30 protein-coding genes and 1 pseudogene are annotated in these 25,511 nt (G+C 70.8%); 12 read left to right on the forward strand and 19 right to left on the reverse strand.

The window, feature by feature from the left end:
• Positions 1-279: 279 nt before the first annotated feature.
• Positions 280-975: a copper chaperone PCu(A)C gene (locus tag ACP7TJ_RS14535; RefSeq protein WP_167743486.1), complete on the forward strand. Its 696-nt coding sequence runs from the start codon at positions 280-282 to the stop codon at positions 973-975.
• A 75-nt stretch (positions 976-1,050) separates the two neighbouring features.
• Here ACP7TJ_RS14535 and ACP7TJ_RS14540 read toward each other — a convergent pair whose 3' ends face one another.
• Both ACP7TJ_RS14540 and ACP7TJ_RS14545 read right to left on the reverse strand, forming a co-directional pair.
• Complete coding sequence (locus tag ACP7TJ_RS14540) at positions 1,051-1,731, reverse strand: response regulator transcription factor (protein WP_093768637.1); 681 nt, start codon at positions 1,729-1,731, stop codon at positions 1,051-1,053.
• On the reverse strand, positions 1,728-3,014 hold the full coding sequence (locus ACP7TJ_RS14545; RefSeq protein ID WP_167743487.1) for a sensor histidine kinase: 1,287 nt from the start codon (positions 3,012-3,014) through the stop codon (positions 1,728-1,730). The genes ACP7TJ_RS14540 and ACP7TJ_RS14545 overlap by 4 nt, the downstream gene beginning before the upstream one ends.
• A 218-nt stretch (positions 3,015-3,232) precedes the next feature.
• On the opposite strand from ACP7TJ_RS14545, the gene phoU reads away from it, so the two are divergent.
• Positions 3,233-3,934 carry a phosphate signaling complex protein PhoU gene (gene phoU, locus ACP7TJ_RS14550; protein WP_019523962.1) on the forward strand — a complete coding sequence of 234 codons (702 nt, stop codon included), beginning with the start codon at positions 3,233-3,235 and terminating at the stop codon, positions 3,932-3,934.
• 175 nt (positions 3,935-4,109) lie between these two features.
• On the forward strand, positions 4,110-4,265 hold the full coding sequence (locus ACP7TJ_RS14555; protein ID WP_167743488.1) for a hypothetical protein: 156 nt from the start codon (positions 4,110-4,112) through the stop codon (positions 4,263-4,265).
• A gap of 68 nt (positions 4,266-4,333) precedes the next feature.
• Here the strand turns inward: ACP7TJ_RS14555 and ACP7TJ_RS14560 are convergent, their stop codons facing one another.
• Entirely contained in the window at positions 4,334-5,617 is a 1,284-nt protein-coding gene (locus ACP7TJ_RS14560; protein ID WP_367471425.1) for an MDR family MFS transporter, read from the reverse strand.
• A gap of 176 nt (positions 5,618-5,793) precedes the next feature.
• On the opposite strand from ACP7TJ_RS14560, the gene ACP7TJ_RS14565 reads away from it, so the two are divergent.
• Positions 5,794-6,555, forward strand: a complete 762-nt coding sequence (locus tag ACP7TJ_RS14565; RefSeq protein ID WP_427763430.1) for a phosphoglyceromutase — start codon at positions 5,794-5,796, stop codon at positions 6,553-6,555.
• A gap of 192 nt (positions 6,556-6,747) precedes the next feature.
• Here ACP7TJ_RS14565 and ACP7TJ_RS14570 read toward each other — a convergent pair.
• Together ACP7TJ_RS14570 and ACP7TJ_RS14575 are read right to left on the reverse strand one after the other, a co-directional pair.
• Positions 6,748-7,056: pseudogene (locus tag ACP7TJ_RS14570) on the reverse strand (transposase); the annotation flags it as partial.
• Positions 7,057-7,068: 12 nt separating this feature from the next.
• Complete coding sequence (locus tag ACP7TJ_RS14575; protein ID WP_266398360.1) at positions 7,069-7,536, reverse strand: hypothetical protein; 468 nt, start codon at positions 7,534-7,536, stop codon at positions 7,069-7,071.
• Positions 7,537-7,671: 135 nt separating this feature from the next.
• Between ACP7TJ_RS14575 and ACP7TJ_RS14580 the strand changes: the two genes are divergently transcribed.
• The 3 genes from ACP7TJ_RS14580 (at position 7,672) to ACP7TJ_RS14590 (ending at position 9,507) form a co-directional block, all read left to right on the forward strand.
• Positions 7,672-7,959, forward strand: coding sequence for an SCO4402 family protein (locus tag ACP7TJ_RS14580; protein WP_266398363.1), 288 nt, complete (start codon positions 7,672-7,674; stop codon positions 7,957-7,959).
• A gap of 286 nt (positions 7,960-8,245) precedes the next feature.
• Positions 8,246-8,725: a hypothetical protein gene (locus ACP7TJ_RS14585; protein WP_266398366.1), complete on the forward strand. Its 480-nt coding sequence runs from the start codon at positions 8,246-8,248 to the stop codon at positions 8,723-8,725.
• A 119-nt stretch (positions 8,726-8,844) separates the two neighbouring features.
• On the forward strand, positions 8,845-9,507 hold the full coding sequence (locus ACP7TJ_RS14590) for a hypothetical protein (RefSeq protein WP_266398368.1): 663 nt from the start codon (positions 8,845-8,847) through the stop codon (positions 9,505-9,507).
• A gap of 203 nt (positions 9,508-9,710) precedes the next feature.
• On the opposite strand, the gene ACP7TJ_RS14595 is transcribed toward ACP7TJ_RS14590, so the two are convergent.
• The 6 genes from ACP7TJ_RS14595 to ACP7TJ_RS14620 form a co-directional block, all read right to left on the reverse strand.
• Complete coding sequence (locus ACP7TJ_RS14595; RefSeq protein ID WP_167743492.1) at positions 9,711-9,890, reverse strand: hypothetical protein; 180 nt, start codon at positions 9,888-9,890, stop codon at positions 9,711-9,713.
• Between the two features lie 66 nt (positions 9,891-9,956).
• A complete protein-coding gene (locus ACP7TJ_RS14600; protein WP_427763435.1) occupies positions 9,957-11,429 on the reverse strand; it encodes a dihydrolipoyl dehydrogenase family protein in 1,473 nt (490 codons plus the stop codon).
• A gap of 89 nt (positions 11,430-11,518) precedes the next feature.
• Entirely contained in the window at positions 11,519-11,992 is a 474-nt protein-coding gene (locus tag ACP7TJ_RS14605; RefSeq protein WP_427763437.1) for a VOC family protein, read from the reverse strand.
• A gap of 152 nt (positions 11,993-12,144) precedes the next feature.
• On the reverse strand, positions 12,145-13,074 hold the full coding sequence (locus tag ACP7TJ_RS14610; RefSeq protein WP_376725709.1) for an NAD(P)H-binding protein: 930 nt from the start codon (positions 13,072-13,074) through the stop codon (positions 12,145-12,147).
• A gap of 247 nt (positions 13,075-13,321) precedes the next feature.
• The gene (locus ACP7TJ_RS14615; protein ID WP_427763439.1) at positions 13,322-13,903 is read right to left on the reverse strand and encodes a CGNR zinc finger domain-containing protein; all 582 of its coding nucleotides are present in this window, start codon (positions 13,901-13,903) and stop codon (positions 13,322-13,324) included.
• Positions 13,904-14,021: 118 nt separating this feature from the next.
• Positions 14,022-15,074, reverse strand: coding sequence for an alpha/beta fold hydrolase (locus ACP7TJ_RS14620; protein ID WP_425823068.1), 1,053 nt, complete (start codon positions 15,072-15,074; stop codon positions 14,022-14,024).
• Between the two features lie 404 nt (positions 15,075-15,478).
• Here ACP7TJ_RS14620 and ACP7TJ_RS14625 point away from each other — a divergent pair, with 404 nt between their 5' ends.
• Positions 15,479-16,141, forward strand: a complete 663-nt coding sequence (locus ACP7TJ_RS14625; RefSeq protein WP_427763441.1) for a Type 1 glutamine amidotransferase-like domain-containing protein — start codon at positions 15,479-15,481, stop codon at positions 16,139-16,141.
• 21 nt (positions 16,142-16,162) lie between these two features.
• Here ACP7TJ_RS14625 and ACP7TJ_RS14630 read toward each other — a convergent pair whose 3' ends face one another.
• From ACP7TJ_RS14630 to ACP7TJ_RS14650, 5 genes are all read right to left on the reverse strand, one after another.
• Positions 16,163-16,669: a DUF5959 family protein gene (locus ACP7TJ_RS14630; protein ID WP_427763443.1), complete on the reverse strand. Its 507-nt coding sequence runs from the start codon at positions 16,667-16,669 to the stop codon at positions 16,163-16,165.
• 79 nt (positions 16,670-16,748) lie between these two features.
• Complete coding sequence (locus ACP7TJ_RS14635; RefSeq protein ID WP_228917715.1) at positions 16,749-17,201, reverse strand: DUF4234 domain-containing protein; 453 nt, start codon at positions 17,199-17,201, stop codon at positions 16,749-16,751.
• A gap of 147 nt (positions 17,202-17,348) precedes the next feature.
• Positions 17,349-17,555: a hypothetical protein gene (locus ACP7TJ_RS14640; protein ID WP_093768625.1), complete on the reverse strand. Its 207-nt coding sequence runs from the start codon at positions 17,553-17,555 to the stop codon at positions 17,349-17,351.
• Positions 17,556-17,746: 191 nt separating this feature from the next.
• Positions 17,747-18,745, reverse strand: a complete 999-nt coding sequence (gene gap / locus ACP7TJ_RS14645; protein WP_193460300.1) for a type I glyceraldehyde-3-phosphate dehydrogenase — start codon at positions 18,743-18,745, stop codon at positions 17,747-17,749.
• A 98-nt stretch (positions 18,746-18,843) separates the two neighbouring features.
• Positions 18,844-19,800 (reverse strand): GlxA family transcriptional regulator, encoded by a 957-nt coding sequence (locus ACP7TJ_RS14650; RefSeq protein WP_376725705.1) that lies wholly within the window; start codon positions 19,798-19,800, stop codon positions 18,844-18,846.
• Between the two features lie 286 nt (positions 19,801-20,086).
• Here ACP7TJ_RS14650 and ACP7TJ_RS14655 point away from each other — a divergent pair, with 286 nt between their 5' ends.
• Together ACP7TJ_RS14655 and ACP7TJ_RS14660 are read left to right on the forward strand one after the other, a co-directional pair.
• On the forward strand, positions 20,087-20,617 hold the full coding sequence (locus ACP7TJ_RS14655) for a hypothetical protein (protein ID WP_225627097.1): 531 nt from the start codon (positions 20,087-20,089) through the stop codon (positions 20,615-20,617).
• A 42-nt stretch (positions 20,618-20,659) separates the two neighbouring features.
• Positions 20,660-21,118, forward strand: a complete 459-nt coding sequence (locus ACP7TJ_RS14660) for a DUF1653 domain-containing protein (RefSeq protein WP_427763446.1) — start codon at positions 20,660-20,662, stop codon at positions 21,116-21,118.
• 131 nt (positions 21,119-21,249) lie between these two features.
• On the opposite strand, the gene ACP7TJ_RS14665 is transcribed toward ACP7TJ_RS14660, so the two are convergent.
• Positions 21,250-21,672, reverse strand: a complete 423-nt coding sequence (locus ACP7TJ_RS14665) for a DUF2000 domain-containing protein (protein WP_093768618.1) — start codon at positions 21,670-21,672, stop codon at positions 21,250-21,252.
• A 49-nt stretch (positions 21,673-21,721) separates the two neighbouring features.
• Here ACP7TJ_RS14665 and ACP7TJ_RS14670 point away from each other — a divergent pair, with 49 nt between their 5' ends.
• Positions 21,722-22,543 carry a helix-turn-helix transcriptional regulator gene (locus ACP7TJ_RS14670; RefSeq protein ID WP_093768617.1) on the forward strand — a complete coding sequence of 274 codons (822 nt, stop codon included), beginning with the start codon at positions 21,722-21,724 and terminating at the stop codon, positions 22,541-22,543.
• Here ACP7TJ_RS14670 and ACP7TJ_RS14675 read toward each other — a convergent pair.
• Together ACP7TJ_RS14675 and mshA are read right to left on the reverse strand one after the other, a co-directional pair.
• The gene (locus tag ACP7TJ_RS14675) at positions 22,500-23,021 is read right to left on the reverse strand and encodes a YbjN domain-containing protein (RefSeq protein ID WP_093768616.1); all 522 of its coding nucleotides are present in this window, start codon (positions 23,019-23,021) and stop codon (positions 22,500-22,502) included. The two genes, ACP7TJ_RS14670 and ACP7TJ_RS14675, sit on opposite strands and share 44 nt — an antisense overlap.
• A complete protein-coding gene (gene mshA, locus ACP7TJ_RS14680; RefSeq protein WP_093768615.1) occupies positions 23,014-24,351 on the reverse strand; it encodes a D-inositol-3-phosphate glycosyltransferase in 1,338 nt (445 codons plus the stop codon). Before mshA ends, ACP7TJ_RS14675 begins: the two co-directional genes overlap by 8 nt.
• 223 nt (positions 24,352-24,574) lie before the next feature.
• On the opposite strand from mshA, the gene ACP7TJ_RS14685 reads away from it, so the two are divergent.
• Positions 24,575-25,396 (forward strand): class I SAM-dependent methyltransferase, encoded by an 822-nt coding sequence (locus ACP7TJ_RS14685; RefSeq protein WP_427763449.1) that lies wholly within the window; start codon positions 24,575-24,577, stop codon positions 25,394-25,396.
• Positions 25,397-25,511: the final 115 nt, after the last annotated feature.

A 25,511-nucleotide genomic window follows, 5' to 3' on the forward strand; every position in this document is an offset into this window, starting at 1 on the left:
TCCGGGCAGAAGTGGCGGATGTTTACCCGCGAGTCACTTGTGGTCCGTGTGACCCCTGAGGCGAACGGCGGACAGCTCGCGGGACGACGCGGACCGGTCGCCGGGTGATCGGGTGACATCCTCCGTCCGGGCACGCCCCACGGCCACGACCCGGGTAGGCGTGGGGAGGGTCGGGTGCAGCAGCCCGCGGGAGGCTCGGTAACCTGAGGCCGCTGACAGACACTTAGGGCGGCTTTACCCGGTCGCCACAAACGCTCAAGTCAAGGAGTTGCCGCCGCCGTGAGCAGCAGCCTTCGACGCGGCGCCCTCGCCGCCGCCGCCATCGCGTTCTCGATCGCCGCGCTCTCCGCGTGCGCGGCCGGCAACAACGCCCAGACCCTGCAGATCCAGCCGGACAACGCCGCGACGACGGTCGGCGACATCCAGGTGCAGAACGCCACCGTCATCACGCAGCCCGACCTGGAGTCGACCGGCCCCGCCGTCATCTCCGCCACCCTGTTCAACTCGGGCGACAAGGACCAGACCCTGGAGTCGGTCACCGTCCCCGGCACCGGCAAGACCGCCGAGCTGTCCCCCGCCGAGGGCGGCGACCTGGTCGTCCCGGCCGGCGGCAGCCTGATCCTCGGCGGCGAGGGCAACGCCTCCGCCGTGCTGCCCAGCAGCCGCGAGGCCGTCCAGGACGGCAACGCCCAGAAGATCACCTTCACCTTCAGCGAGACCGGCGACGTGAGCCTGCGGGCCATCGTCTTCCCGGCCGAGCACTTCTTCGAGAGCTGGGGCCCGAGCGAGGCCCCCGCCGCGGGCGCCACCACGTCCCCGTCGGCGGACGCCTCCGGCAAGCCGGCCGACGAGGCCACGGGCGAGGGCGAGGGCGAGCCGTCGGGCGAGGAGACCTCCGGCGGCGAGTCCACCGGCGCCCCCTCGGGCACCCCGTCCGACGCGGCCTCCGCCAGCCAGGACGCGGCCGGCAGCTGACCGGCCGTCCACGCACCGCACGCGAAGGGCGGGACCCCACCGGGGTCCCGCCCTTCGCGTCGTCCGGCCCGCGGCCTACGGCTCGAACTTGTAGCCCAGCCCGCGCACGGTCACCAGATAGCGGGGCGCGCCCGGGTCCGGCTCGATCTTGGCGCGCAGGCGCTTCACGTGGACGTCGAGGGTCTTGGTGTCCCCCACGTAGTCCGCGCCCCACACCCGGTCGATGAGCTGCATCCGGGTCAGCACCCGGCCCGCGTTGCGCAGCAGCATCTCCAGCAGGTCGAACTCCTTCAGCGGCAGGTCGATCTTGGTGCCGCCGACGGTCACCACGTGCCGGTCGACGTCCATCCGCACCGGGCCCGCCTCCAGGGCCGCCGGGGCGGTCTCCTCGGGCTCCCCGCGCCGGCGCAGCACCGCGCGGATCCGCGCCACCAGCTCACGCGAGGAGAACGGCTTGGTGACGTAGTCGTCGGCGCCTATCTCCAGACCGACCACCTTGTCGATCTCGCTGTCCTTGGCGGTCACCATGATCACGGGAACGTTGGAGCGGCCGCGCAGCTGACGGCACACCTCGGTGCCCGGCAACCCGGGCAGCATCAGGTCGAGAAGGACGAGGTCGGCGCCGTTGCGCTCGAACTCGTCGAGTCCGTCGGGCCCGGTGGTCGCCACGGCGACCTCGAAGCCCTCCTTGCGGAGCATGTACGACAGGGCGTCGGAGAAGGACTCCTCGTCCTCGACGACGAGCACTCGGGTCACGGAAGGACCTCCGGGGAGGGAAGCGTTGCGTACGCGGATGGATCGGACGAGTGGGGGGAGGGGTGGGACGTCTCTCCGGCCTCACCGTCGAGGCCCTCGGAGTCTTCCCGCTCGGACGGCCGGCGACCGTGGGCCGGGCGGGCCTCGGGCAGCCGCAGGGTGAAGGTGGAGCCCTGGCCCTCGGCGCTCCACACCGTGACCTCCCCGCCGTGCGAGGCGGCCACGTGTTTCACGATCGCGAGGCCCAGCCCCGTGCCGCCGGTGGCACGGGAGCGGGCGGGGTCGACGCGGTAGAAGCGCTCGAAGATGCGCTCCTTGTCCTTGTCGGAGATGCCGATGCCCTGGTCGGTCACGGCGATCTCGATCAGGTCCCCGCCGGGCTGCGCGACCGAACGGACCGCGATGCCCACGCGGGTGCGGGCGGGCGAGTAGTTGACCGCGTTCTCGACCAGGTTGCCGAGTGCGGCGGCGAGCTGTCCACGGTTGCCCCAGACCCGCAGGCCCTCGGCGCCCGCGGCGGCCATGGTGATCTCCTTGGTGCCCGCCTGGTGCCGGCACCGGTCGACGGCCTCGGCGACCAGTTCCCCGACCGGGACCGGCTCGGCGTCCTCCAGCGGGTCGTCGTTCTGCACGCGGGAGAGGTCGATCAGCTCCTGCACCAGGTTGGTCAGCCGGGTCGCCTCGATCTGCATGCGCCCCGCGAACCGCTGCACGGCCTCGGGGTCGTCGGAGGCGTCCATCACGGCCTCGGACAGCAGGGACAGCGCCCCGACGGGGGTCTTGAGCTCATGGCTGACGTTGGCGACGAAGTCGCGCCGCACGGCCTCGATGCGGCGGGCCTCGGTGAGGTCCTCCACCAGCAGCAGCACCAGCCGGGAGCCGAGCGGCGCCACCCGCGCGGACACCGCGAGGGCCTCGCCGCGTCCGGTCCCCCGGCGGGGGAGGTCCAGCTCCACCTGCCGTATCTCGCCGTCCCGCCGGGTGTCCCGGGCCATCTTCAGCATCGGCTCCACGGCGAGCTTGCCGCCGCGGACCAGTCCGAGGGCGTACGCGGCCGAGCTGGCCTTCACCACGCCGTCGTTCTCGTCGAGGACCACGGCGGACGAGCGCAGTACGGAGAGCACGGTGTCGACACCGGGCGGGAGCACGGCGTCGGTGTGCAGCGAGGTGCGTGTGGGGCGCCGCTGCTCGCGTTCACTGACGCGGAACGCCAGCATGGCGATGACGCCGGTGAGCACTCCGGCGATCGCAGCCGCTGCGGCGACCGCCGCGTTCACGTCCATGCGTCCAGGTTAGGCATGGGGCGAGCGCTGCCCACAGCGGTCGGCGGGCGACCTCGGACACTCGTCGCCCAGAGTTCACCTACAGGCCAGGACCGGTTCACGCGAGGTGACGGAACCGGACGCGTGAGGGACGGAACGTGGGAGCGTGGGTGGGACCCAGGCCCCGGAGAGTCCGGACCGGGACAGCCCGGAGTAGAGACGCACGAGAGGAATTTCCGATGCGGGACGCGTACCACGAGGAACTGGATTCGATCGGCGACGGTCTGGTGGAGATGGCCCGGCTGGTCGGATCGGCGATCGGGCGCGCCACGACCGCCATCCTCGACGCCGATCTGAAGCTCGCGGAGAGCGTGATCGAGGCCGACCAGAAGGTCGACGAGCTGCAGCACGACCTGGAGGCGCGGGCCATCGCCCTGCTGGCCCGGCAGCAGCCGGTGGCGACCGACCTGCGGATCGTCGTCACCTCGCTGCGGATGTCCGCGGACCTGGAGCGCTCCGGCGACCTCGCCCAGCACGTGGCGAAGCTGGCCCGGCTGCGCTACCCGGAGCGCGGCGTGCCGCGGGACCTGCACGCCACGATCCTGGAGATGGGCCAGCTCGCCCAGCGCCTGATGGCGAAGGCGGCCGAGGTGATCATCACCAAGGACGTGGACCTGGCGCTCCAGCTGGAGCAGGACGACGACGCGATGGACCTGCTCCACCGCACCCTCTTCCAGCACCTGATGGACGACCGCTGGAAGCACGGCATCGAGACGGCGGTGGACGTCACCCTGCTGGGCCGCTACTACGAGCGGTTCGCGGACCACGCGGTGTCGGTGGCCAAGCGGGTGGTGTACCTGGTCACGGGTGAGCACGCGGACGAGATCCAGGCGGACCTCCAGCCGGAGATCGCTCCGGTGCAGGGGGTGGAGGGCAGCTGAGGCCTCCGGTACGGCGTACCGGGTCCGTACGGCGTACCGGGTCCGTACGGCGTGCGGGGGTTGGCCGGAGGCGCGGGTGAGCTTCCGCCGCCCCCGATGCGCCGTTGATGCGCCCGGCCGGCCGGGCGTGCAATGGGGAGCAAGTGTGCGCAGGCCCCAGCCCGAGGAGGGACCCATGGCCGAATCTCCCGGCACGACGCCCGACCCCACGCAGGAGCGCGAGACCGAGCAACCCGCCGAGGTCAGGAGCCTCACCCTGATCGCCGCCTGCGGCTGCGGTTCGGGCTGCGGCTGCGGCTGCCAGTCGGGCAGCCCGTGCCAGTGCGGGTGAGGTGACGCACGTACGGAGGCCCCGCTCACCGGTGACGGCGAGCGGGGCCTCCGGCGTGCGGGCGCGGCCTAGGCGGTCTGCTCGGCGGGCTGTGCGGACCGGGGGGCCGGCTTCACGGGCTCGGTGCCGGCACCGGTGCCCGCGTCCTCCGGCAGCCGCCGCATGAGCAGCCCGTACCCGAGGGCGGCCACCGTGCCGACGACGGCGCAGGTCCCCCACAGCCAGGCGGCGCCCCAGCGGTCGATGACGAAGCCGGACAGCAGCGGGGCGACGAGGGCGGCGACCGCCCAGGACGAGGTGTAGACGCCCTGGTAGCGCCCGCGTCCGTGCACCGGGGAGAGCCGTACGACCAGACCGGTCTGGACGGGCGCGTTGACGATCTCGGCGAGCGTCCACACGCAGACGGTGAGGGCGAAGACGCCGACCGACCCGGCGAAGGCGGTGAGTCCGAAGCCGTACCCGGCGAGCAGCGAGGAGACGACGAGCATCCGGCGCGGGTCGCGGTGCTCGATCAGCCGTGTGACGGGCAGCTGGAGGACGACGATCAGGACGCCGTTGACGGCGATGGCCATGCCGAAGTCGGCGGGCGTGAAGCCGGCCTCGCCCATGGCGACCGGGAGTCCCAGGTAGCCCTGCTGGAAGACGACGGCGACGAGGAAGGACAGTCCGACGACGCCCATGAAGCGGCCGTCGCGCAGCACGGTGCCGAGGGAGACGGAGTCCTCCTGCGTCCCGCCGGGTCCGGCGGGCTGCTGCTCGGGGCGGGACTCGGGCAGCTTGACGAAGACGAGCACGGCGCAGACGAGCGTCATCCCGGCCTCGATGAGGAAGCCGGCGAGGTAGCTGACCTCGGCGATGAACCCGGCGCCCACGGAGGAGATCGCGAAGCCGAGGTTGATGGCCCAGTAGTTGAGCGAGAAGGCCCGGATACGGTCCTCCGGCCGCACGATGTCCGCCATCATCGCCTGCACGGCGGGCCGGGAGGCGCTGGAGGCCATGCCGACGAGGAAGGCGACCGCCGCGATGGCGACGGGGTCGTGGACGAAGCCGAGCAGGGCGACGGACAGCGCGGTCGCGGTCTGGGCGACGAGCAGGGTGGGCCGCCGCCCGAGCCGGTCGGTCATGACGCCGGCGCCGAGGGAGGAGATCACCCCGCCGAGCCCGTGGAGCGCGACGACGAGACCGGCGTACGAGGCGGAGTAGCCGCGGTCGAGGGTGAGATAGAGCGCCATGAACGTGGCGACGAAGGCGCCGAGCCGGTTGACCAGGGTGCTGGTCCACAGCCACCAGAAGGCGCGGGGAAGCCCTGAGACGGACTCGCTCAGGGCACGTCTGACTCCGGTGACTGACATGGGTGGCCCCCCTGGCGCCCGGGCCCGGCCCGGGATGACGTGTAAGTGTCTGAAGCAGCGAGCACAACTTACGAAGCCGAACCTGCCGGAGGCCACTCAATTAACAGATCCCGTCAACCGTCCGCCAGGCGGGCAGGGCGCGCGGGCCGTGCGGGGCGTCGATTACGCTCGGGCACATGGCCGACGCACCGTACAAGCTGATCCTCCTCCGCCACGGCGAGAGCGAGTGGAACGAGAAGAACCTGTTCACCGGCTGGGTGGACGTCAACCTCACCGCGAAGGGCGAGAAGGAGGCGACGCGCGGCGGCGAGCTGCTCAAGGAAGCCGGCCTGCTGCCCGACGTGCTCCACACCTCGCTCCAGAAGCGCGCGATCCGCACGGCCCAGCTCGCGCTGGAGGCCGCGGACCGCCTGTGGATCCCGGTCAGCCGCAGCTGGCGCCTGAACGAGCGTCACTACGGCGCCCTCCAGGGCAAGGACAAGGCGCAGACGCTCGCGGAGTTCGGCGAGGAGCAGTTCATGCTGTGGCGCCGCTCCTACGACACCCCGCCGCCGGCGCTCGACCGCGACGCCGAGTACTCCCAGTTCTCCGACCCGCGCTACGCGACCCTCCCGCCGGAGCTGCGTCCGCAGACGGAGTGCCTGAAGGACGTCGTCGTCCGCATGCTGCCCTACTGGTTCGACTCGGTCGTCCCGGACCTCCTGTCCGGCCGCACGGTCCTGATCGCCGCCCACGGCAACAGCCTCCGCGCGCTGGTCAAGCACCTGGACGGCATCTCGGACGCCGACATCGCGGGCCTCAACATCCCGACGGGCATCCCCCTGGCCTACGAACTCGACGCCGACTTCAAGCCGGTCACCCCGGGCGGCACGTACCTCGACCCGGACGCGGCGGCTGCGGCGATCGAGGCTGTGAAGAACCAGGGCAAGAAGAAGTAGGCGCACGCGAGTGAGCCCCCTTCCATTCGGGAGGGGGCTTGCCTCATGCTCTGGGCCGTCTCTGGGCCGTCAGCTCGTTGATCGGGCCGTGCTCAGTGTTGAACCGACCCGACGGGCAGTCCTGGGACGAGGCCCTGGAGGCGATGGCGGACGCAGCCGAGGACAGCGAGCCGATCCCCACCCACCTCCTCGGCGCGACCAGTCCAGCTCGCCTCGGGCACCAAGCTCGTCGAACACCACACGGTGGAGCTTGGCCCACACCCGCGCCTTCGACCACTCGCCGAACCGTCGGTGGGCCGTTGCCCCTGACAACCCGAAGGACGCTGTCGGCAGCTGCTGCCACGTGCAGCCCGACGTGGCCACGAACACGATCGCCGCCAGATCCTCCCGGTCGCCACGCCGACGCCGACCCCCGCCCTGAGGCCGCGACGGCGCCTCCGGCACCACCCGCTGAAAAAGCTCCCACAGCTCATCCGGCACCAGCCGCTCAACAATCCCCACGACCTGTCGCGCCTACGACCCGCTCGAGCAGATGGTTCCAGTCCAGATCGCCTGGAGGTCACGGCAGACAATGGCGAGAGTGCCCTCCCAGCAGGCGATCTCATGGCTGCAGCCGTCCCTGTGCGGCAGGATCTCGTCGAGAATCACTGTCCCGAGGTCCGTTCCCCGCTCCTCGTTGACGGGATCGATGACGAAGTCGGACACCCCCGCGTAGCGGATCAGCAGATCCTGGTCGTGCTTCCAGCAGTTGTGCAGGAACTCGACCTCCATCTCCTCGCCGCCGGCACCCCGGACGGCCCGAAGCGTCAGGTCCTTCACGCATCGCCTGCTGCGGAAGTCGTAGTGGTCCGTGTCCGTGGCGAAGGCCCGGGCGCCTGGCGGCAAGTCACCGGAGATCGAGGGAAGATGGCTCAGGTAGCGAGCCGGGTCCAAGGCCCCTGACAGGTCGCCGACCTGAGCATCGAGATTGACGTATTCCATCGACCTTCACCCCCGCTCATGAGTTCCCACTGGCCGACGAATCGTCGCACAGACTCGCCAAATGAGATGACGCCTAAGGGGGTGCTCCTGAAAACGCCAGCGCCTTCTGAAGGTGTGGTCACTCAGCTCAGGCTCGTGAGCGCAGAAACCGAAGTCGTGGCGAATCATCGTGTCCACGTCGTACCGGTGGTCTTGGCTCTGGCCAATCCACCGTGGCAGCGGGACGTGTGGCTCGACCCTTCAAAGTTCGAGAACATCGACCACGTCTTCCACACGCTCTTCGATGACTTCTGTGACGCCGACGAGCCCAAGCGGTTTCTCGGCATCAGCTTGAGAACGGAGGAAGAGGTAACCCTCATGCGAGCCCTCGGCATCGTGCTCAACGCTGCCGACCGCGGAGGCACCCAACGACACCGACACTGAGTACCTTCAGGCATCCGCCTGGCCCGAAGTCGTAGCCATCGCCGGACGCCTCGCTCAGGTCATGGTTTCGAACGACCTGCGCTTGCTGAGCTGTGGGCAGCATGCGTGAGTGTCACTGCGTGACAACGCGACGAACAACGGCGGACGATCGCGCACGTCTTCGGACCATCAGCTCAGGTGAGAGGCGTCCCAATGCTTCGAAACCAAGTGGTCGCTTCTGTAAGGAAGCCGATGCCGGATCGGCAGTCATGTGGCCAAGAAGCCTCGTTGCTCTCACAATGAGTGCATGGACCGGTTGCAGCACAGCACTTGGCAGTATGTGGCGGAGGTACTCTTACCCGCAGAACTCCCGATGCTTGCTGCTCATGCGCTCGTCGACGGGCATGATTCCCCCGCCTTGCGCGAACTGGCCGGCCTGCCACGCAGGAGTGACGAAACCGAGATCCGCGAACTGTATGTCCAGGCCCTGGACGAACTCGGCATACCCCTTCCCGATGAAGAGACAGCCGGCCGTCGGCTCCTCGTGAGCCTGGCGGTCGGTCTCGCGAATGCTGAGCTGAGTGCCAAGGAAGTGGTCGACCGGCTGTCGATGACGGTCGCAGCCCGCACCCCGGAGGAGACACAGTTCCTCTCCATCGCAGCGGACTACAGCGAGTGGATGAGCGCGGACGAACTCCCGGGATGGGAGAGCGGTCTCAGGACTGCGGCCCACTCGTTGACCGTCTCCATCGATGAACGCGCTCGTGCCAGACCCGTGCCATCATGACGCGGATCGACAGCAGGTCAACGGGACTATGTAACCCGTGGAACCCACGCTTCCCACGAGCTGAGGGCCCGGCCGCACGACTGTGTCATGGGCCGTAGAGTCATCGCGGAGGAGGGAAGATGTCGTCGCTGGCGATCACGTGGACGCCGAACCATCACGGCTGGGCCTTCGTCGAAGTGGCTGACGATCACGGCGAGGCACAGGCCATCGCCTCATACATCACTGACGCTCCCGAGCAGTTCCTCTACGCCGTTACCCGGCTCGTCCTCGGTGACGAAGACACACGGGCCGAGTTCGAGGGAGAGCCGCAGGTGTACCGGTGGTTCTTCCACAGAGACGGGACTGTGGTCGATGTCCGTCTGGTCTTGGCCGACGACGCCCGAGCCCCGGACAGCTCCGGGACGGTTCTCTGGTCTGGCCGCCACACCGTCACGGCATTCGCACGGTCGGCCGTCCGGGCCTTCGACCGGATCGATTACGAGCAGGGCGAAGAGTCCTACGAGGCCCAGTGGGGCCGACCGTTTCCCCGAGCCGAGCTCGAAGCTCTGCGAACCGCGATGCGGGCGCATCAGAGCGCCACTGCGGCCGAGGACACCGCCCCCGGAGGCGTCCCGATGAGCGGAAGCCTGGGCCGTCGCCCGGCCGTCCGAGGTCGCTCGACAGTGGCCGATGACGACCAACGACGAGCACCAGGCGCACCACCTGACCGCCCTGGCCGGCAAGAACCCAGCTCATCAAGGCCCCGGCAAGACCCACGGCAGGAAGTAACCGCCCGCGAGTGAGCCCCCTTCCTTTTGGGAGGGGGCTTTTCTCATGCCCTGGCCGTCAGGTGCGGGACGACCGGCGGCTAGAACACACCCAGGAAGCAGCCGACGGCGAGCACTCCGGCGGTCGTGATCGATGTCAGACGGACGATTGTCCTGTGATGGAGCATCAGGGGCCTTTCGTGACGTGGGCGGGCGCGACGGACGGCCGGCGCCGGGACTCAGATGCCGCCCATGCGTATGAGCCACCAGTCCGGGGTGACGGCGACGCCGGCCACGGCAGGGGGTGACGCGGGCCGCTCGCCCACGGTGTCCTCGAGCCGGATTCGCTCGGGGAGTTGCGAGAAGCGCAGTGTGCGCCGCGTGTCCGCCGCGTTCTCGGGCTCGCCCACCTGGTCCATGTGCTTGCTCCTTGTCCGGGGACTGCCGAGTGACGGTCCGGAATGACGAGTATGAGACGCCTGGCGTCACCTGTCAAACAGGTGACGCCAGTTTTCCAGAAGACGCAGCCACACCTCGCCGAGGGTGGGAAAGGCGGGTACGGCGTGCCAGAGCCGTTCGACCGGGATCTCCCCGGCGACCGCGAAGGTCGCCGAGTGGACGAGTTCGGCCACGCCGGGGCCCGCGAACGTGACGCCTACGACGGTGCCGCGGGCCGGGTCCACCAGCATCCGTGCCCGGCCGCGGTAGTCCTCGCCGTACTGGTGTGCTCCGGCGACGCCCGTCATGTCGTGGTCGACGACGTCGACCCGGCGGCCGGTGCGCTCGGCCTCCGCGGTGGTGAGGCCGACCGAGGCGACCTCGGGCACCCCGAAGACGACCTGGGGTACGGCCGCGGTGTCGGCCGTACCGGCGTGGGCGCCCCACGGCGCGTCATCGACCGGCCGTCCTCCCGCCCGGGCCGCTATGACGGCGCCGGCGATGCGGGCCTGGTACTTGCCCTGGTGGGTGAGCAGTGCCCGTCCGTTGACGTCACCGACGGCGTAGAGCCAGCCGTCCGGTACGGCTGTGACCCGGTAGGTGTCGTCCACGGCGAGCCGGTCTCCCGGGACCAGCCCAACGGTGTCGAGCCCCAGGTCCCTGGTCCGAGGGGTCCGGCCGGTGGCGAACAGGATCTCGTCGGCGGTCAGTTCCTCACCGGTGCTCAGGGTGATCCGCACGGGGCCCTGGCTCCCGGTCCCGTCGTCCCGGCGCAGGGACTCCACGGCCGTTCCGAAACGGATGTCGACGCCCGCCTCGCGCAGACCGCCTTCGACCATCTCGCCCACGAACGGCTCCATCCGTCCGAGGAGGTGGTCCTCGACCACCAGCAGGGTCACCTCCGCCCCGAGGGCCTGCCAGGCGGTGGCCATCTCGACGGCGACGACACCGCCCCCGACCACGGCCAGCGATCCGGGGACCCGTCGGGCGCTCGTGGCCTCGCGGCTGGTCCAGGGACGGACCCGGTCGAGCCCCGGCACGGGCGGCAGGGACGGGACGCTGCCGGTGCCGAGGACCACGGCGTGCCGTGCGGCGAGCCGCACGGTGTCGCCCTCCGGGGTCGTCACCGTGACGCGCCGGGGGCCGTCGAGCCGGCCGTGACCCCGGACGAGGTCCACGGAGACCGAGTCCAGCCAGTCGGCCTGGCCGTCGTCCTTCCAGTGGAAGGCCATCGCGTCCCGGTGGGCGAGGACGGCGTCGACGTCCAGCGGACCCGCCACCGCTCGGCGCAGGCCGGGGACACGCAGCGCGTCGGCGCGCGCGACGACCGGGCGCAGCAGCGCCTTGCTCGGTTCACACGCCCAGTAGGAACACTCCCCGCCGAGCAGTTCGCGCTCGACGATCACGGCGGTCAGGCCGGCGGAGCGGACCCGTTCGGCCACGTTCTCGCCGACGGGGCCCCCGCCGACGACGACCACGTCGTACTCACGGACGCGGTCGCCCGTCGTTGCTTCGTTCATCACTGTTTCCTGAGGTCGTGGCGGTGGTGCGGGTCTGTGCCCGCCGTGGGGCGGCGGCCGGTGCCGGCCGCCGCCCCGCACGGACTCCCCTAGCGGCCGGGGAGGCGTTCGGTGATCTCCTGCAGTACCCAGCCGTTGCCGTCGGGGTCGCTGAAGGTGGCGTAGGAGGCGTAGGAGAGCCCTTCGGGGTGGCGGCCCGGCAGGCGCCGCTGGGCGGGCAGGTCGTGGGTGGCGGTGCCGCCGGCGTGGCCGTGGAAGAGCACGCCCCCGCCGTCGTGGAAGACCTCGCTGACCGCTATGCCGCGCTCCAGGAGTCCGGTCCGGGCCGCCTCGATGTCGGTGACGATCAGGTAGAGGCCCTGGGCGGATCCGGGCTCGGCGGTGGTCAGTCCCTCGCCGAACATGATCGACGCCTCGGAGCCCGGGGGCGTGAGGTGCACGGCGCGCCATCCCTCGACAGGGGCCTTGTCCACGTCGAGGCGGAAGCCCGCCCGCTCGTAGAAGGCCTTGGCCCGGTCGACATCGGAGACGGGCAGGACGACGAGTTCCAGCTTCAGGTTCATGGGGTGATGCATCCACTTCGGGAAGGGTGACCGGAGCGCCGAGGGCGTCACCGGTTGGGATGGTGACGAGGATGCGGCATGCGTCGTCACCTGTCAAACGGGTGACGCATCAGGTGACGCGCTCGGCCGAGGTGGACGGCGGGGTGGCGACCTCAGCCGAGGCGGTCGGCGGGCTGGGGACCGAGGTACTGGTCCCGGCGGGCGGCCACGAACTCCTCGACGGTCTGGGCCGGTACGCCCGTCACCCGCTCGACGTCGCCGGTTGCCCGGTCGTACCGGTTCTCGCGGTGCAGCCGGCACATGGTGACGATGTGATCCTCGACATGCGCGGGCAGTCCGGCCCGGGAAAGGACCTCCTCCCGCCACCGTTCCAGGGGCACGTCCGCGTAGACGACGGACCGGCCGAGCGCCCGCGCGTAGGCCCCGGCCATCTCCGTCATGTCCATCACCCGCGGGCCGGTCAGCTCGTAGACGTGGTCGAGGTGTCCGCGCCGGCCGGTCAGCAGGGCGGCGACGACCCGGGCGACGTCGGCGACGGCGACGGGGGACGTGCGTCCGTCACCGAAGGGGAGGGCGAGTGTTCCGTCGTCCCTGATCGACCTGGCGGCGAGCATGGTGAAGAGCGGGTTGTCCAGGAACGACGTGGGCCGGACATGCACCACGGGCAGACCGGACCAGTCGAGCACCTGCTCGGCGAGCCAGTGCAGGCGCTGCTGGTGGGACTCGTCGGTGCTGGTGGCCGTCATCTGCGACACCGTCATCTGGGACATGCCGACCAGAACGTCCAGGCCGCCGTACTCCCGGGCCACGGTCGCCACGACCGTCGCGGCCAGCAGGTGATCGCGCGAGACCGGCATGGCGAAGTACATGCGGTCGACGTCCCGCAGGCCGGCGGCGACGGTCTCGGGCCGGGTGAGATCGCCGAGGACCACCTCCGCACCGAGCCGGCGGAGCATCGCCGCCCGGTCGTCGTCGCGCCGGACCAGGACACGTACGGGTACGTCGTCCGCGCGGAGGTGTTCGATCACCGCGCGGCCCACGCCGCCTGCGCCGGTGACGAGGACGGACTGACGAGAAGGCATGATCGGCCTCCCTCCGGCCCGGCCGGCCCGCCGCGCACCCCTCGGCATCCGTCCGGTGCCGGAGGCCGCCCGGCGCACGGCGCGGTTCCGGCGGACCCGGTCTCGAGGATGTGACCAGCTTGGCACAGGCCGCTCGGCCCTTCACCCGCGAGCAGCGGTGGCGCGGCGCCGGGAGCGCCGCCTCAGCGGCGGCCAGGGCCGACAGCCCCACGCACAGGACGGGACAGGCCGGGGACTGCGGGCCCGCCTACGCCGAGCGCGGGCCGGACCGGCGTGCGGCGAGCAGCCCGTTCGCCCGCTTCCGGGCGCGGTAGGCGGCAGCCTTGATCTTGTTTCCGCAGGGGTCCATGGCGCACCACTCGCGGCGCGCGCCGCGGGACCGGTCGACGAAGATCTGCGAGCACTCGGGGTTGCCGCACTCCTTGAGCAGCGGCACGTCCGGACCGCTCAGCGTCAGGACGACGTCCCGGGCGACGTACGCGAGTCCTTGCTCGACGGTGGCTTCCACCTGCCGTCCGCCGGGGGTGAGCTGGGGCACCGGGGTGGACTTGCGCGCGTACTCGTTCACCAGCGCCAGCGCCTCCCGGTCGTAGTCCTCGCCCGCCATGGCGGCGCGGACCAGCTGTTGGACCGCCTCCCGGAGCGTCAGCGCCTCGCGCAGGTCGGCGGGTCCGGCCGGAACGTCGTCCACGGTGATGCCCGCCTCGCGGAACCATGCTCCGAGGCTCGCCGGGGAGTCGAGGTCCTCCCGCGGTTCGGTGCGGTGCCGGAAGCGCAACGTGCCGGGGAAATCGAGTGCCGGGGTGCCGCCGGGGAACGCATGCCTCATGTCACCAGTCTGATCGGTGACGGAACAGAAGGCAAAACCCGCGCACGTCGCGGTGGCGTGCCGCGTGGACCGGCGTCCTACGGAGCCGGTCCACGCGGCCACAGGACGGTCCCGGCGCCTACTTCCCGGCCGGCAGCGGCGAGGCGTCGGCGCCGCCGGTGCGCAGGAACTCCGTCAGGGCGGTGAGCAGCGCGTCCGGGGCCTGCTCGGCGAGCCAGTGGCCGGCGTCGGGGATGACCGTGCCACGCACATCCGTGGCGACGCCCTTGAACGAGTCGGCCACCGCCGGACCCCAGCTGTCCGCGCCGCCGATGCCCAGCACCGGCATGGTCAGCTTCGTCTTCGCGCGCTTCTCGTTCTGCGCGAGGGTGTCGTCCCAGGCCCGGTAGAAGCCGAAGCTCCCCGTCAGACTCTCCGGATCGGACAGGAGGCGGACGTAGTAGTCCATGGCCTCCTCGGACACGCCACCGCCCTGCACGGCGAACTCGTAGCCGTAGAAGACGTCCTCCTTGCCCGTGACGAGCTGCTCGACGAGCGGGTCGTCGACTCGGTTGAAGGGGATGTGCCACAACTTGTTGTTGAGGGGTTCGGGGACGAACAGCGGGGGCGGGGGAACGACACCCGGAGGTCCGGGCACCTCGGCGAAGGCCACCCGCTCGACCCGCTCGGGGAAGTCGGCGGCCAGCGCGTAGGCGATGATCATGCCTGTGTCGTGACCGACCAGGGAGAACCGCTCATGACCGAGCTCGTCCATGAGGGCGGCCAGGTCCTTGGCGAGGGTGGCGGTGTCATATCCGGTGCGCGGCTTCCCGGTCAGGCCGATACCCCGCTGGTCGGGGGCGATCACCGTGAAGTGGCGGGCCAGTTGCGGCATCACCAGCCGCCACGCGTACCAGTTCTCGGGCCAGCCGTGCACCAGCAGCAGAGGGGGACCCTCGCCGCCGACGACCACATGCTGGCGCAGGCCGTTGGCCTCGACGTAGCGGTCGCTGAACGTCCGCCTGAAGTCCTCGGACAGCCCCGGTGAGTTCGTGACGGTACCGAGTGTCTTCGGGGAGGGGTGCACCGCGACGGCGGCGGACGGGGCGGCTGAGGCGTCACCCGCGGAAGGGCCGCCCCCGCGCAGGGAGGCGTCGGCGGTCGTCAGAGCCCACCCGCCGACGAGTGACATGGCCGCGACGGTGGCTATCAGCCCGCCGATCACGGACCGTCGCCAACGTCTGCGTCCGCCCGATGGCGGGGGTTCCGGAGTTTCGTCGGAGGGAGGACTTGCTGGAGCGTTGCTCACGTTCTTCTCCTTTCGCGGAGCGAACGTAGCATCGGCCCCAATTACCGGCATGTCGCTGTTTTTTGTGGATTGACGGGCACAGCGCGGGACGAGGGATGTACGGCCCGCCGCGGCCCCTGACCAGGGGCGGGTGAGGTTGCGCCGATGGAGTGAGGCACCGGCCACCGCACCACCCGCGCCGACGGGCGCACGGAGGAGGCCGGACGCCGTCGGGACCGCGATGAGTTCCGGCACGCTCCGGAGTCCTCAGGTGCGTCCACCTTCCGCGCGCATCCTCTGGAGGCACCTTGAAGCTCTTGCTCACGTCGGGCGGCGTCACGAACCCGAGCATCCGCTCGGCGCTGGTGCGGCTTCTGGGCAAGCCGATCGACGAGTGTCACGCCCTCTGCGTCCCGACGGCACAGTGGGGGCATCCGATGTGCGGTCCGACGTCGGTGCGGGGCTTCGCGGCGGCCGAGCCCCTGTGGCGGCACCTGTCGGGACTGGGGTGGGCGTCGCTCGGGGTCCTCGAACTCACCGCCCTGCCCAGCATCGGCGCGGAGCGGTGGGTGCCCTGGGTCCAGGACGCCGACGTACTTCTGGTGGACGGCGGCGACGCGACGTACCTGTGCCACTGGATGCGGGAATCCGGGCTGGCGGATCTGCTGCCGTCGCTGCACGACACGGTCTGGGTGGGCGTGAGTGCCGGAAGCATGGTGATGACGCCGCGGATCGGGGCGTACTTCGTCGAGTGGCCGTCCGCACCGGACGACCGCACCCTGGGAGTCGTCGACTTCTCGGTCTTCCCGCACCTGGACGCGTTCCCGCAGAACACCATGGCCGACGCGGAGCGCTGGGCCGCCGGCATCGGCGTCCCGGCCTACGCCATCGACGAGCAGACGGCCGTCCAGGTCGTCGACGGCGCCGTCGAGGTCATCTCCGAGGGGCGATGGAAGAAGTTCGGGCCCTAGCCGCCCGGCAAGGGGCCCGGCTCAGCCGGTCGCCTCCGGTTCCGCCGCCGGACGGCCATGCCGCCACTCGTACGCACCGGGTGACGTCTCGACCACCTCCTGGGGGTACGCCTCGCGTACCCGGGCGAGACGACTTCGCTGGCCGGCGGTCCAGGTCGGCGACAGAGCCGTCAGGGGGACGGTGACGGTGACTCCTGTTGCCGGTTCGTCGTGAACGGAGACCCGAAGGGCGCCGTTCTCCGGGGAGTTGAACGCCAAGGACGGGGTTCTGCCGGAGTCGAGCCACCTGGCGGATTCGCCCTCTTCCAGGCGCGCCAAGGTCTCCTCCCAGTCCTCCAGGTCCTCGGGGAGGAGGGTCACCGGGAAGGACGCGCCGTGGGCTTCGCCGGTCGTCACGACGATCTCGGCGTCGAGGAAGTCGTGGCCGGTCAGGATGCCGGGTTGGGCGCGGCCCAGGATGCGTACCGAGATGCTCCGGCCGCTGCCGTCGGCCAGGTGGATCAGGTTGAGCATGACTTCTTCCCTCATGGGCCGCCCCGTCAGGTGAGGCACCACCGCCCACGGCGTCCGGGAGGGGCGGATGCCGTGGGCGGTGGAGAGGGTGGGGTCAGGCCGCCAGGGGGACCTGGGTGCCCGGGGTCGCGCCCGGGTGGGCCTCGACGACGCGGTTGAGTTCGCGCTGCATGTACCAGACGTTGAGGCCGAAGACGAAGGCCAGCCAGGTGCTCGCGGCGGGGCTGCACGTCACCGGGAGACCGGCCGCGCGCTGCGCGTCGGCGATGGCCTTGCCGGTGTTGTGGAACGAGACGAGCGGGGCGATCAGGGTCCAGCTCAGGAAGAGCAGCACCAGCAGGCTGCCCGCGGGGCTGAGGTTCTGACGGCGGTCGTACTCGTTCAGCTCCTTGTGGATCTTGTAGTACCAGACCAGCTGGTAGATGCCGAGCGTGATGATCGGAAGACCCAGCCACACGGCGACGGGGCCGCGACGCTTCATGGCCAGTCCGGACAGGGGCGCCACGGCGCTCGGACCGGGCTCGGTGGTGGGCTGCGTGTCGGCCATGGCGGCGCTCCAGGTGCTGATGCTGAGTGAGAACTGCTGATCTCGGGCCGCGCCAGCATGGCAAGAAGCGAAGGCGGCGTGAAGATCTGTGATGGTTTCATGAACGCTTTTGTCATGCCATCGTGATCAACTTCCGCCCGGCGGAGGTCAGACGCGCGTGCGCCGCGCGCGGAGGTGGCGGGTGCCGAGGGCCGTGAGGGCGGCAAGGGTGACGAGGCCGGTGGCCAGGTTCACCAGGAGGGGCGCCTGGGCGACGGACGCGACGAGGTTGGCCACGCCGCTCACGGCCACGAGGGCCCACAGGGCCGTGTGGGCCGCGGAGTTGTCGGACGCCTTGGGGTGGGTGGTCGTCATAGTGCCTGCTCCTAAGGGGAGTTCGGACGTCGGTTCCGTGGACTCCACGCTAGGCAGCGGGGGGTTCGGCGTCGCCCCGGTCAGCACCCCTGTTCGCGGTACAGCAGGCTGTACCCGACCGCCTCACGCCGACGCGGGCGTGCCCCTCGCCCGGCAGAGCCGTCGGCGAGGGGCACGTACGCGGCAGAGGCTCAGCCCCGGGCCAGCAGCTCCAGCGTGTCGATCACCCGGTTGGAGAAACCCCACTCGTTGTCGTACCAGGCGACCACCTTGATGTGGCGGCCGTCGACGCGGGTGAGGGCCGAGTCGAAGATGGACGACGCCGGGTTGCCGGTGATGTCGGACGACACCAGCGGGTCCTCCGAGTACTCGAGGACGCCGGCCAGCGGGCCCTCCGCGGCCGCGCGGTAAGCGGCCAGCACCTCGTCGCGCGTCACGTCACGGGAGACCGTGGTGTTCAGCTCGACGATGGAGCCCACCGGCACCGGCACGCGGATCGAGTCGCCGGACAGCTTGCCGTCGAGGTTCGGCAGCACCAGGCCGATCGCCTTCGCGGCGCCGGTCGTGGTCGGCACGATGTTGACGCCGGCGGCGCGGGCGCGGCGCGGGTCGCGGTGCGGGCCGTCCTGGAGGTTCTGCTCCTGCGTGTAGGCGTGCACGGTCGTCATGAACCCGTGCTCGATGCCGGCCAGGTCGTCGAGGACGGCGGCCAGCGGCGCGAGGGCGTTGGTGGTGCAGGACGCGTTGGAGACGATCGTGTGCAGCTCCGCGTCGTACACGTCGGTGTTCACGCCGTACGCCAGCGTCACGTCCGCGCCGTCCGAGGGCGCGCTGACCAGTACCTTCCGCGCACCCGCGTCGAGGTGGGCGCGGGCGGCCTTGGCCGAGGTGAAGCGGCCGGTGGCCTCCAGCACGATGTCGACGCCCAGCTCGGCCCACGGCAGCTGCGCCGGTTCGCGCTCGGCCAACACCTTGATCCGGCGGCCGTCCACGACGAGGGTGTCGCCGTCGACGCTCACCGGGCGTCCGAGGCGGCCCGCGGTGCTGTCGAAGGCGAGCAGCCGGGCGAGGGCGGCCGGCTCGGTCAGGTCGTTGACGGCGACGACCTCCAGGGCGGTGTCCCGCTCCAGCAGGGCGCGCAGCACGTTGCGTCCGATGCGGCCGAATCCGTTGATGGCGATGCGAGTCATGAGTGGTGTCCCTTCCTCTCGTCACCCAGGCTCGCGCGCCGTCGGCGCCGCTGACAGTGGCGGGATCGCCATGGTTCACAAGGATCCTGCCAACGCGCCTACTCGCCGCGCGTGAACGTGCGCCGGTACTCGCTCGGCGTCGTGCCGAGAATCTGCTGGAAGTGCAGCCGCAGATTGGCTCCGGTGCCGAGACCGGTGTCGGCGGCGATCTGCTCGACGCTGCGCTGCGAGCGTTCCAGCAGCTCACGGGCCAGGTCGACGCGGGCCCGCATCACCCACTGCATCGGCGTGTATCCGGTCTCCTCCACGAACCGCCGGGAGAACGTCCGCGGCGACACCCCTGCCTGCCGCGCCAGCACCTCCAGGGTGAGCGGCTCGCCCAGCCGGTGCAGCGCCCACTCCCGGGTCGCCGCGAACCGCTCGCCCAGCGGCTCGGGCACGCTGCGCGGCACGTACTGGGCCTGGCCCCCGCTGCGGTACGGCGCCGCGACCAGACGCCGGGCCGCGTGGTTGGACGCGGCCACGCCGAGGTCGCCGCGCAGGATGTGCAGGCACAGATCGATGCCGGAGGCGGCGCCCGCCGAGGTGAGCACGCTGCCCTCGTCGACGAACAGCACGTTCTCGTCGACCCTGACGCGGGGATGCCGGGCCTTGAGGGCGCGTGTGTAGTGCCAGTGCGTGGTGGCGCGCCGTCCGTCCAGCAGGCCGGTGGCGGCCAGCGCGAACGCGCCCGTCGAGATCGCGGCGAGCCGCGCGCCCCGCTCGTGCGCGGCGATCAGCGCGTCGACGACGGCCTGCGGCGGATCCTCACGGTCCGGGAACCGGTACCCGGGCACGAAGACGATGTCGGCCCACTCCAGCGCGTCGAGGCCGTGCGAGACGGCGTACGCGAGACCGTCCCCGCCGGTCACCAGGCCGGGCGCCGCCCCGCACACCCGCACCTCGTACGGCATGCTCGCGCGGGTCGTGAAGACCTGCGCGGGGATCCCGACGTCGAGCGGCTTCGCGCCCTCGAGCACCAGGACGGCGACACGATGCAGACGGGGGGCGGGCACGGAGGAAAGCGTACGCGGAGGCGCCCGAGCCCCTCCCCCTTCACCAGTGCCGAAACGGTTACTCGAGCCCAGTCCGGCCACTCAAGGCACCGCTACCAGCGGGTAGGAAGTCCGGCGCCCGTCGGGCGGACGACTTTTGGAGCAAGTCGCCGTCGGCGCGATCCGGCAGAAGCTCCACGCCAAGACCTGCCCATCCCGCCGAGGGATACCAGAAAACGTGATCTTGAGCCAGGATGGGGAAACCTCGTAAATCGCGGCACAGCACGAACTAGGGCGTCAAAATAGAATGAGTGACTACATCTTCCTGGCACTGGGGATACCGGCCGGCATCGCATCCAATATCTTATACCAATACTTACGCTCCTTCGTTTCCCGTCGCTTCGACCCCATTGAAATGAAAGGGATCTGGGGTGAATACATGAGCGAACCGGGTGAACGTCAGTGCAGCATCGGTGAGATTCGATACGACCTACGGCGATCGATGTGGGTGTTCGATGGGACGAACTATCATAACGATGGGCGTCCATTCTGCCACTGGGTCACACTTGCCAGCTACTTCGACAAAACGAAGAGGGAATTCTACTACACCTTCTCCAATACGCTCGCAGAGACGGGACAGACGGGATACATTGGATTCGGTGTACTTCGCTTCCGTCGCCACGAAGGAAAATGGGTTCCAGACAGAGGATTTTTCATCTCCGGAAATGAAGGTGAGAGCTACAGGTCGCACTCCGTGGTACGCCTCGATCGCATACCAACCACACCCCAGGAAACTCAGGCTGTTTTCCGTACGCGACTGGGACTGCCGGAAACGTGAATCATCGACGATGACTGAACCGCACAGCGAAACGGGCACAGCATGAACGACATCGATGACCAGTGGCTCACCATCGACTACACCAATCACCGGGGCGAGAGGGGCGTACGCACAGTAAGGCCATACCGTGTCTGGTTCGGGCAAACCTCATGGCACCCTGAGGAAGAATGGCTGTTGGAAGCCTACGACCGAGACCGGCAAGCAGTCAGAAACTTCAGCCTGCGATGGATTCACGACTGGGACGCACACGAGTGCAGCGAAGCAGACACCCGCGTAACGAAAGGAATCTACCGACACTTCAAGGGCCAGTTGTGCGAAGTTCTGGCTACGCTGCAGCACAGCGAGAGCGGTGAAGAAATGGTGGCCTACCGTGCACTCCATGGCACATTCGGCCTGTGGGTACGACCTCGCGCCATGTTTGTGTCCCACGTCCGTGGGCCCGAAGGAGATCTTGTGCAACGCTTCCAATTCATCAGCGCATCACCCAAGAATGTCGACTGAATTCGATCCGCACGGTAGGGTGGCACAGGCACTGCAAGACGTTTCTGGCAGGGATCTCCGAATGTGCTGATGAACATGCCCTGCTCTCTGCGTCGGCACTTCAGGGCATGCTTCGAGATGAGTGTGTCGCGTCACGGATGCATCCGCGCCCCCTTCAGCACCTTGTCCACCGCGTTGCGCGGCCCGTGGACGGCGAGGCCGACCAGGTCCAGGTCGGTGGTGCGGACGGCGCGGACGGCCGCGCGGTTGGCGTCGTCGTGGCCGGTGGCGAAGAGGTCGGAGGTGAAGACCGCGCGGGGCAGGGCGCGGGAGAGGGCCCGCTCGTGGGCCGCCCTCAGGACCTCCTTGGCGCCCTGGAAGACCAGCACCGGCTGGCGGAACATCGGCAGGTACGGCACGCCGTCCGCGTCCTCGTACGGCTGCCCGATCAGTTCGGGTACCTGGGTGCCCAGGCCGCTGACCAGGAACGCGGTGACGTTGAGGCGCTGCCAGGGCTCCAGGTCCTCACGCAGCAGGACGGCGATCTTCGTGTCGAAACGGGTGCTCGTGCTCATGCCCTGAGACTGCCGACCGGGGCCGCCCCGCGTCTTGTACGTTGTTTGCATGCCCGCCCCGGCAGCTCCGCCACCGGCAAGCGTCTCCGCCTGGCGGCCCTCCGTCCCCGGCGTCGTCGAGGTGTTCCACGCCCGGTTCACCGCGTACGCCTACCCGATGCACGTCCACGACGCCTGGACACTGCTGATCGTCGACTCCGGCGCCGTGCGGTACGACCTGGACCGGCACGAGCACGGCACCCCGGACGACACCGTGACCCTGCTGCCGCCGCACGTCCCGCACAACGGCGAGCCCGCCACGGCCGAGGGCTTCCGCAAGCGGGTGCTGTACCTGGACTCCAGCCGGCTCGGCGACGACCTCATCGGTGCCGCCGTGGACCGTCCCGACCTGCGCGATCCCCTGCTGCGCCGGCGCGTCGGGCAGGTGCACTCCGCGCTGGTGCGGCCGGGGGACGAGCTGGAGGCGGAGAGCCGGCTGTCGCTGGTCGGGGAGCGGCTGCGGGAGCATCTGCGGTCGCGGGAGCCGGCCGCGCCCCGCCGCCCCGACCCCGTACTCGCCCGGCGGCTGCGGGAGTTGCTCGACGCGCGGGTGGCCGACGGGCTCACGCTGGCGGCGGCGGGCGCCGAGCTGTCCGCCCATCCCGCCCATCTGGTACGGGCGTTCAGCACCGCGTACGGCATCCCGCCGCATCAGTACCTGATGTCCCGGCGGGTCGGGCGGGCGCGGCGGCTGCTGCTGGAGGGGTGGCCGCCGAGCGCCGTCGCGGCCGCCGCCGGCTTCTACGACCAGGCCCACCTCACCCGGCACTTCCGCCGGCTGGTGGGGGTCACTCCGGGACGCTACCGGGCGACGGGCGCAGCAGGTGGGTGAAGGCGTCCAGGTTGCGGGTGGACTCGCCGCGTGAGACGCGCCAGGCGTACTCCTTGCGGATCGCGGAGGCGAAGCCCAGCTCCAGCAGGGTGTTGAAGCTGCCGTCGGCGGCCTCCAGGACCTGTCCGAGCAGCCGGTCCAGCTCCTCCGGGGTGATGGCGGGCAGCGGCAGGCGGCCGGTGACGTAGATGTCGCCGAGCGGGTCGACGGCGTAACTCACGCCGAACAGCTTGAGGTTGCGCTCCAGGAGCCAGCGGTGGACGCCGGCCTCGTTCTCGTCGGGGTGGCGGATGACGAAGGCGTTGAGGGACAGGGTGTGCCGACCGACGATCAGGGAGACCGTCGTGGACAGCTTGCGGGTGCCGGGGAGTTTCACCACGTAGTTCCCGGGGGCCGGGCTCTCCCACTCCAGCTCGGCGTCCTTCAGCACGCCCTCGACGATCTGTGCCGCCCGCTGCTCCGCTTCCGTGTCAGCCATGGTGGGAGCGTACGTGACGGCGGTGGGCGTGGGTCGCGGCCGTGTACACGTCGGCCGTGGCGGCGGCCGCGGTGTCCCAGCCGAAGGACTGGGCGTGCCGGGCGGCGGCCTCGCCCATCCGGGCGGCGAGCTCCGGCCGGTCGGCGAAGTCCCGTAGGACGCGCGCGTACGCGGCCGGGTCGTGGCCCTGGATCAGGAAGCCGGTCTCGCCGTCGCGCACGGCGACCGGGAGGCCGCCGACCGCCGCGGCGAGCACCGGGGTGCCGGACGCCTGCGCCTCTATGGCGACCAGCCCGAACGACTCGCTGTACGACGGCATGACCAGCACGGACGCGGCGCGGAACCAGTCCGCGAGCTCCTCCTGCCCGACCGGCGGATGGAAGTGGACGACGTCGGCGATGCCGAGCCGGGCGGCGAGCTTCTGCAGCCCCTCCGGCTTGGCGAGGCCGCTGCCGCTGGGGCCGCCGACGACGGGCACGCACATACGGGAGCGCAGCTCGGGGCGGTCGGCGAGCAGCACGGCGACCGCGCGCAGCAGCACGTCGGGGGCCTTCAGGGGCTGGATGCGGCCGGCGAAGAGCGGGATCAGCGCGTCCCCCGGCAGGCCCAGGCGGGCGCGGGCGGCGGCGCGGCCGTCGGCGGGGCGGAAGCGGCCGAGGTTCACGCCGGGGTGGACGACGGCGACCTTGGCGGGGTCGGCGGCGTAGTGGTGGACGAGCTCGCCGGCCTCTTCGGAGGTGTTGGCGATCAGCCGGTCCGCGGCGGCGACGATCTGGGTCTCGCCGATCACGCGCGCGGCGGGCTCGGGGGTGTCGCCGTCGGCGAGGTTGGCGTTCTTGACCTTGGCCATGGTGTGCATGGCGTGCACCAGGGGGACGCCCCAGCGCTGGGCGGCCAGCCAGCCGACGTGGCCGGAGAGCCAGTAGTGGGAGTGGACCAGGTCGTAGTGGCCGGGGCGGTGTCCGGCCCAGGCCTGCATCACGCCGTGGGTGAAGGCGCAGAGCTGGGCGGGCAGGTCCTCCTTGGCGAGTCCCTCGTAGGGGCCCGCGTCGACGTGCCGGACGAGGACGCCGGGCGCGAGCTCGACGACGGGCGGGAGGGCGGCCGTGGTGGCCCGGGTGAAGATCTCCACCTCGATGTTGATCGCGGCGAGGCGCTGGGCCAGCTCCACGATGTAGACGTTCATGCCGCCCGCGTCGCCGGTGCCCGGCTGGTGCAGCGGCGAGGTGTGCACGGAGAGCATCGCCACGCGGCGGGGCCTGCGGTGCAGCCGGAGCCGCGGCGGTGCGGCGGGGGAGCGCCGCCCGAGCCTCGCGATGTACTGGCTCACGTGGCGTTCCTCCTCGCTGCGGGCACGGCTGGGAGAGGGCGGCGTGCGGCCCTCGGCGGCGTCAACATCGGAACGTTGCGTTCCCATTTCCGCGCGGTGCCGTCGACGGTGTTTTTTGCCGAATCATTGCCTTGTCTAGCTCAACCGTTCGACTGCGCGTTGCGTGCCCGTGGCGGCGCACGCGCCGCGATCCGGCGGCGGGTACCCCCGTACCCTCGTCCTCATGACACCGCGTCCCGCCTCCGCCCCCGTGGGCACGGTGACGCGCGGCACCACCAACCCCAACCGGCTGCGCCGCATGGACCGCTGGATCGCGGCCGCGCACGGCGCCGAGCTGCGCCGCGCCGCCGACCCCCTCGCCGTCGACCTCGGCTACGGCGCGGCACCCTGGACCGCGCTCGAACTGCTGCGCCGGCTGCGCACCGCGGCGCCCCGCACCCGGGTGGCGGGCGTGGAGATCGACCCGGCCCGGGTCGCCTCGGCACGGCCGTACGAGCGGGAGGGGCTGGTGTTCCTGCGCGGCGGCTTCGAGATCCCGGTCGCGGGCAGCCCGGTCCTGGTCCGCGCGGCGAACGTGCTGCGCCAGTACGACGAGGAGGAGGTCGCCGGCGTCTGGCGGCGGCTGTGCGCGCGGCTCGCCCCGGCCGACCCGGCGGCCGGCTCGCGCGGCGGGCTGCTGGTCGAGGGGACCTGCGACGAGATCGGACGCCGGCACGTATGGGTCGCGCTCGGCCCCGAGGGGCCGCGCACGGTCACCTTCGCGACCCGGCTCGGCTCCCTGGACCGCCCCTCCGACCTGGCGGAACGCCTGCCCAAGGCGCTCATCCACCGCAACGTCCCCGGCGAGCCGGTGCACGCCTTCCTGCGCGACTTCGACCGCGCCTGGGCGGCCGCCGCGCCCTACGCCTCGTACGGCGCGCGCCAGCGCTGGATCCGGGCCGTGCGGGAGCTCACGGCCGACTGGCCGGTGACGGACGGCCCGGCGCGGTGGCGGCAGGGGGAAGTCACCGTGCGGTGGGGGGCGTTGGCGCCGCGCGGGTGGTGACACCCCCACAGGCCCGGCTCCGCACCGGCCGACCGGGAACGATCTCCCCCGGCCGTTCGTCCCACCGGGCGGGATGACGGTCGTACAGGGACCAGCGACACGGAAGGGGTGTTGT

Origin of the sequence: Streptomyces sp. DSM 41931, from assembly GCF_050271085.1 — a bacterium.
In the GTDB taxonomy this organism is placed as follows: domain Bacteria; phylum Actinomycetota; class Actinomycetes; order Streptomycetales; family Streptomycetaceae; genus Streptomyces; species Streptomyces albogriseolus.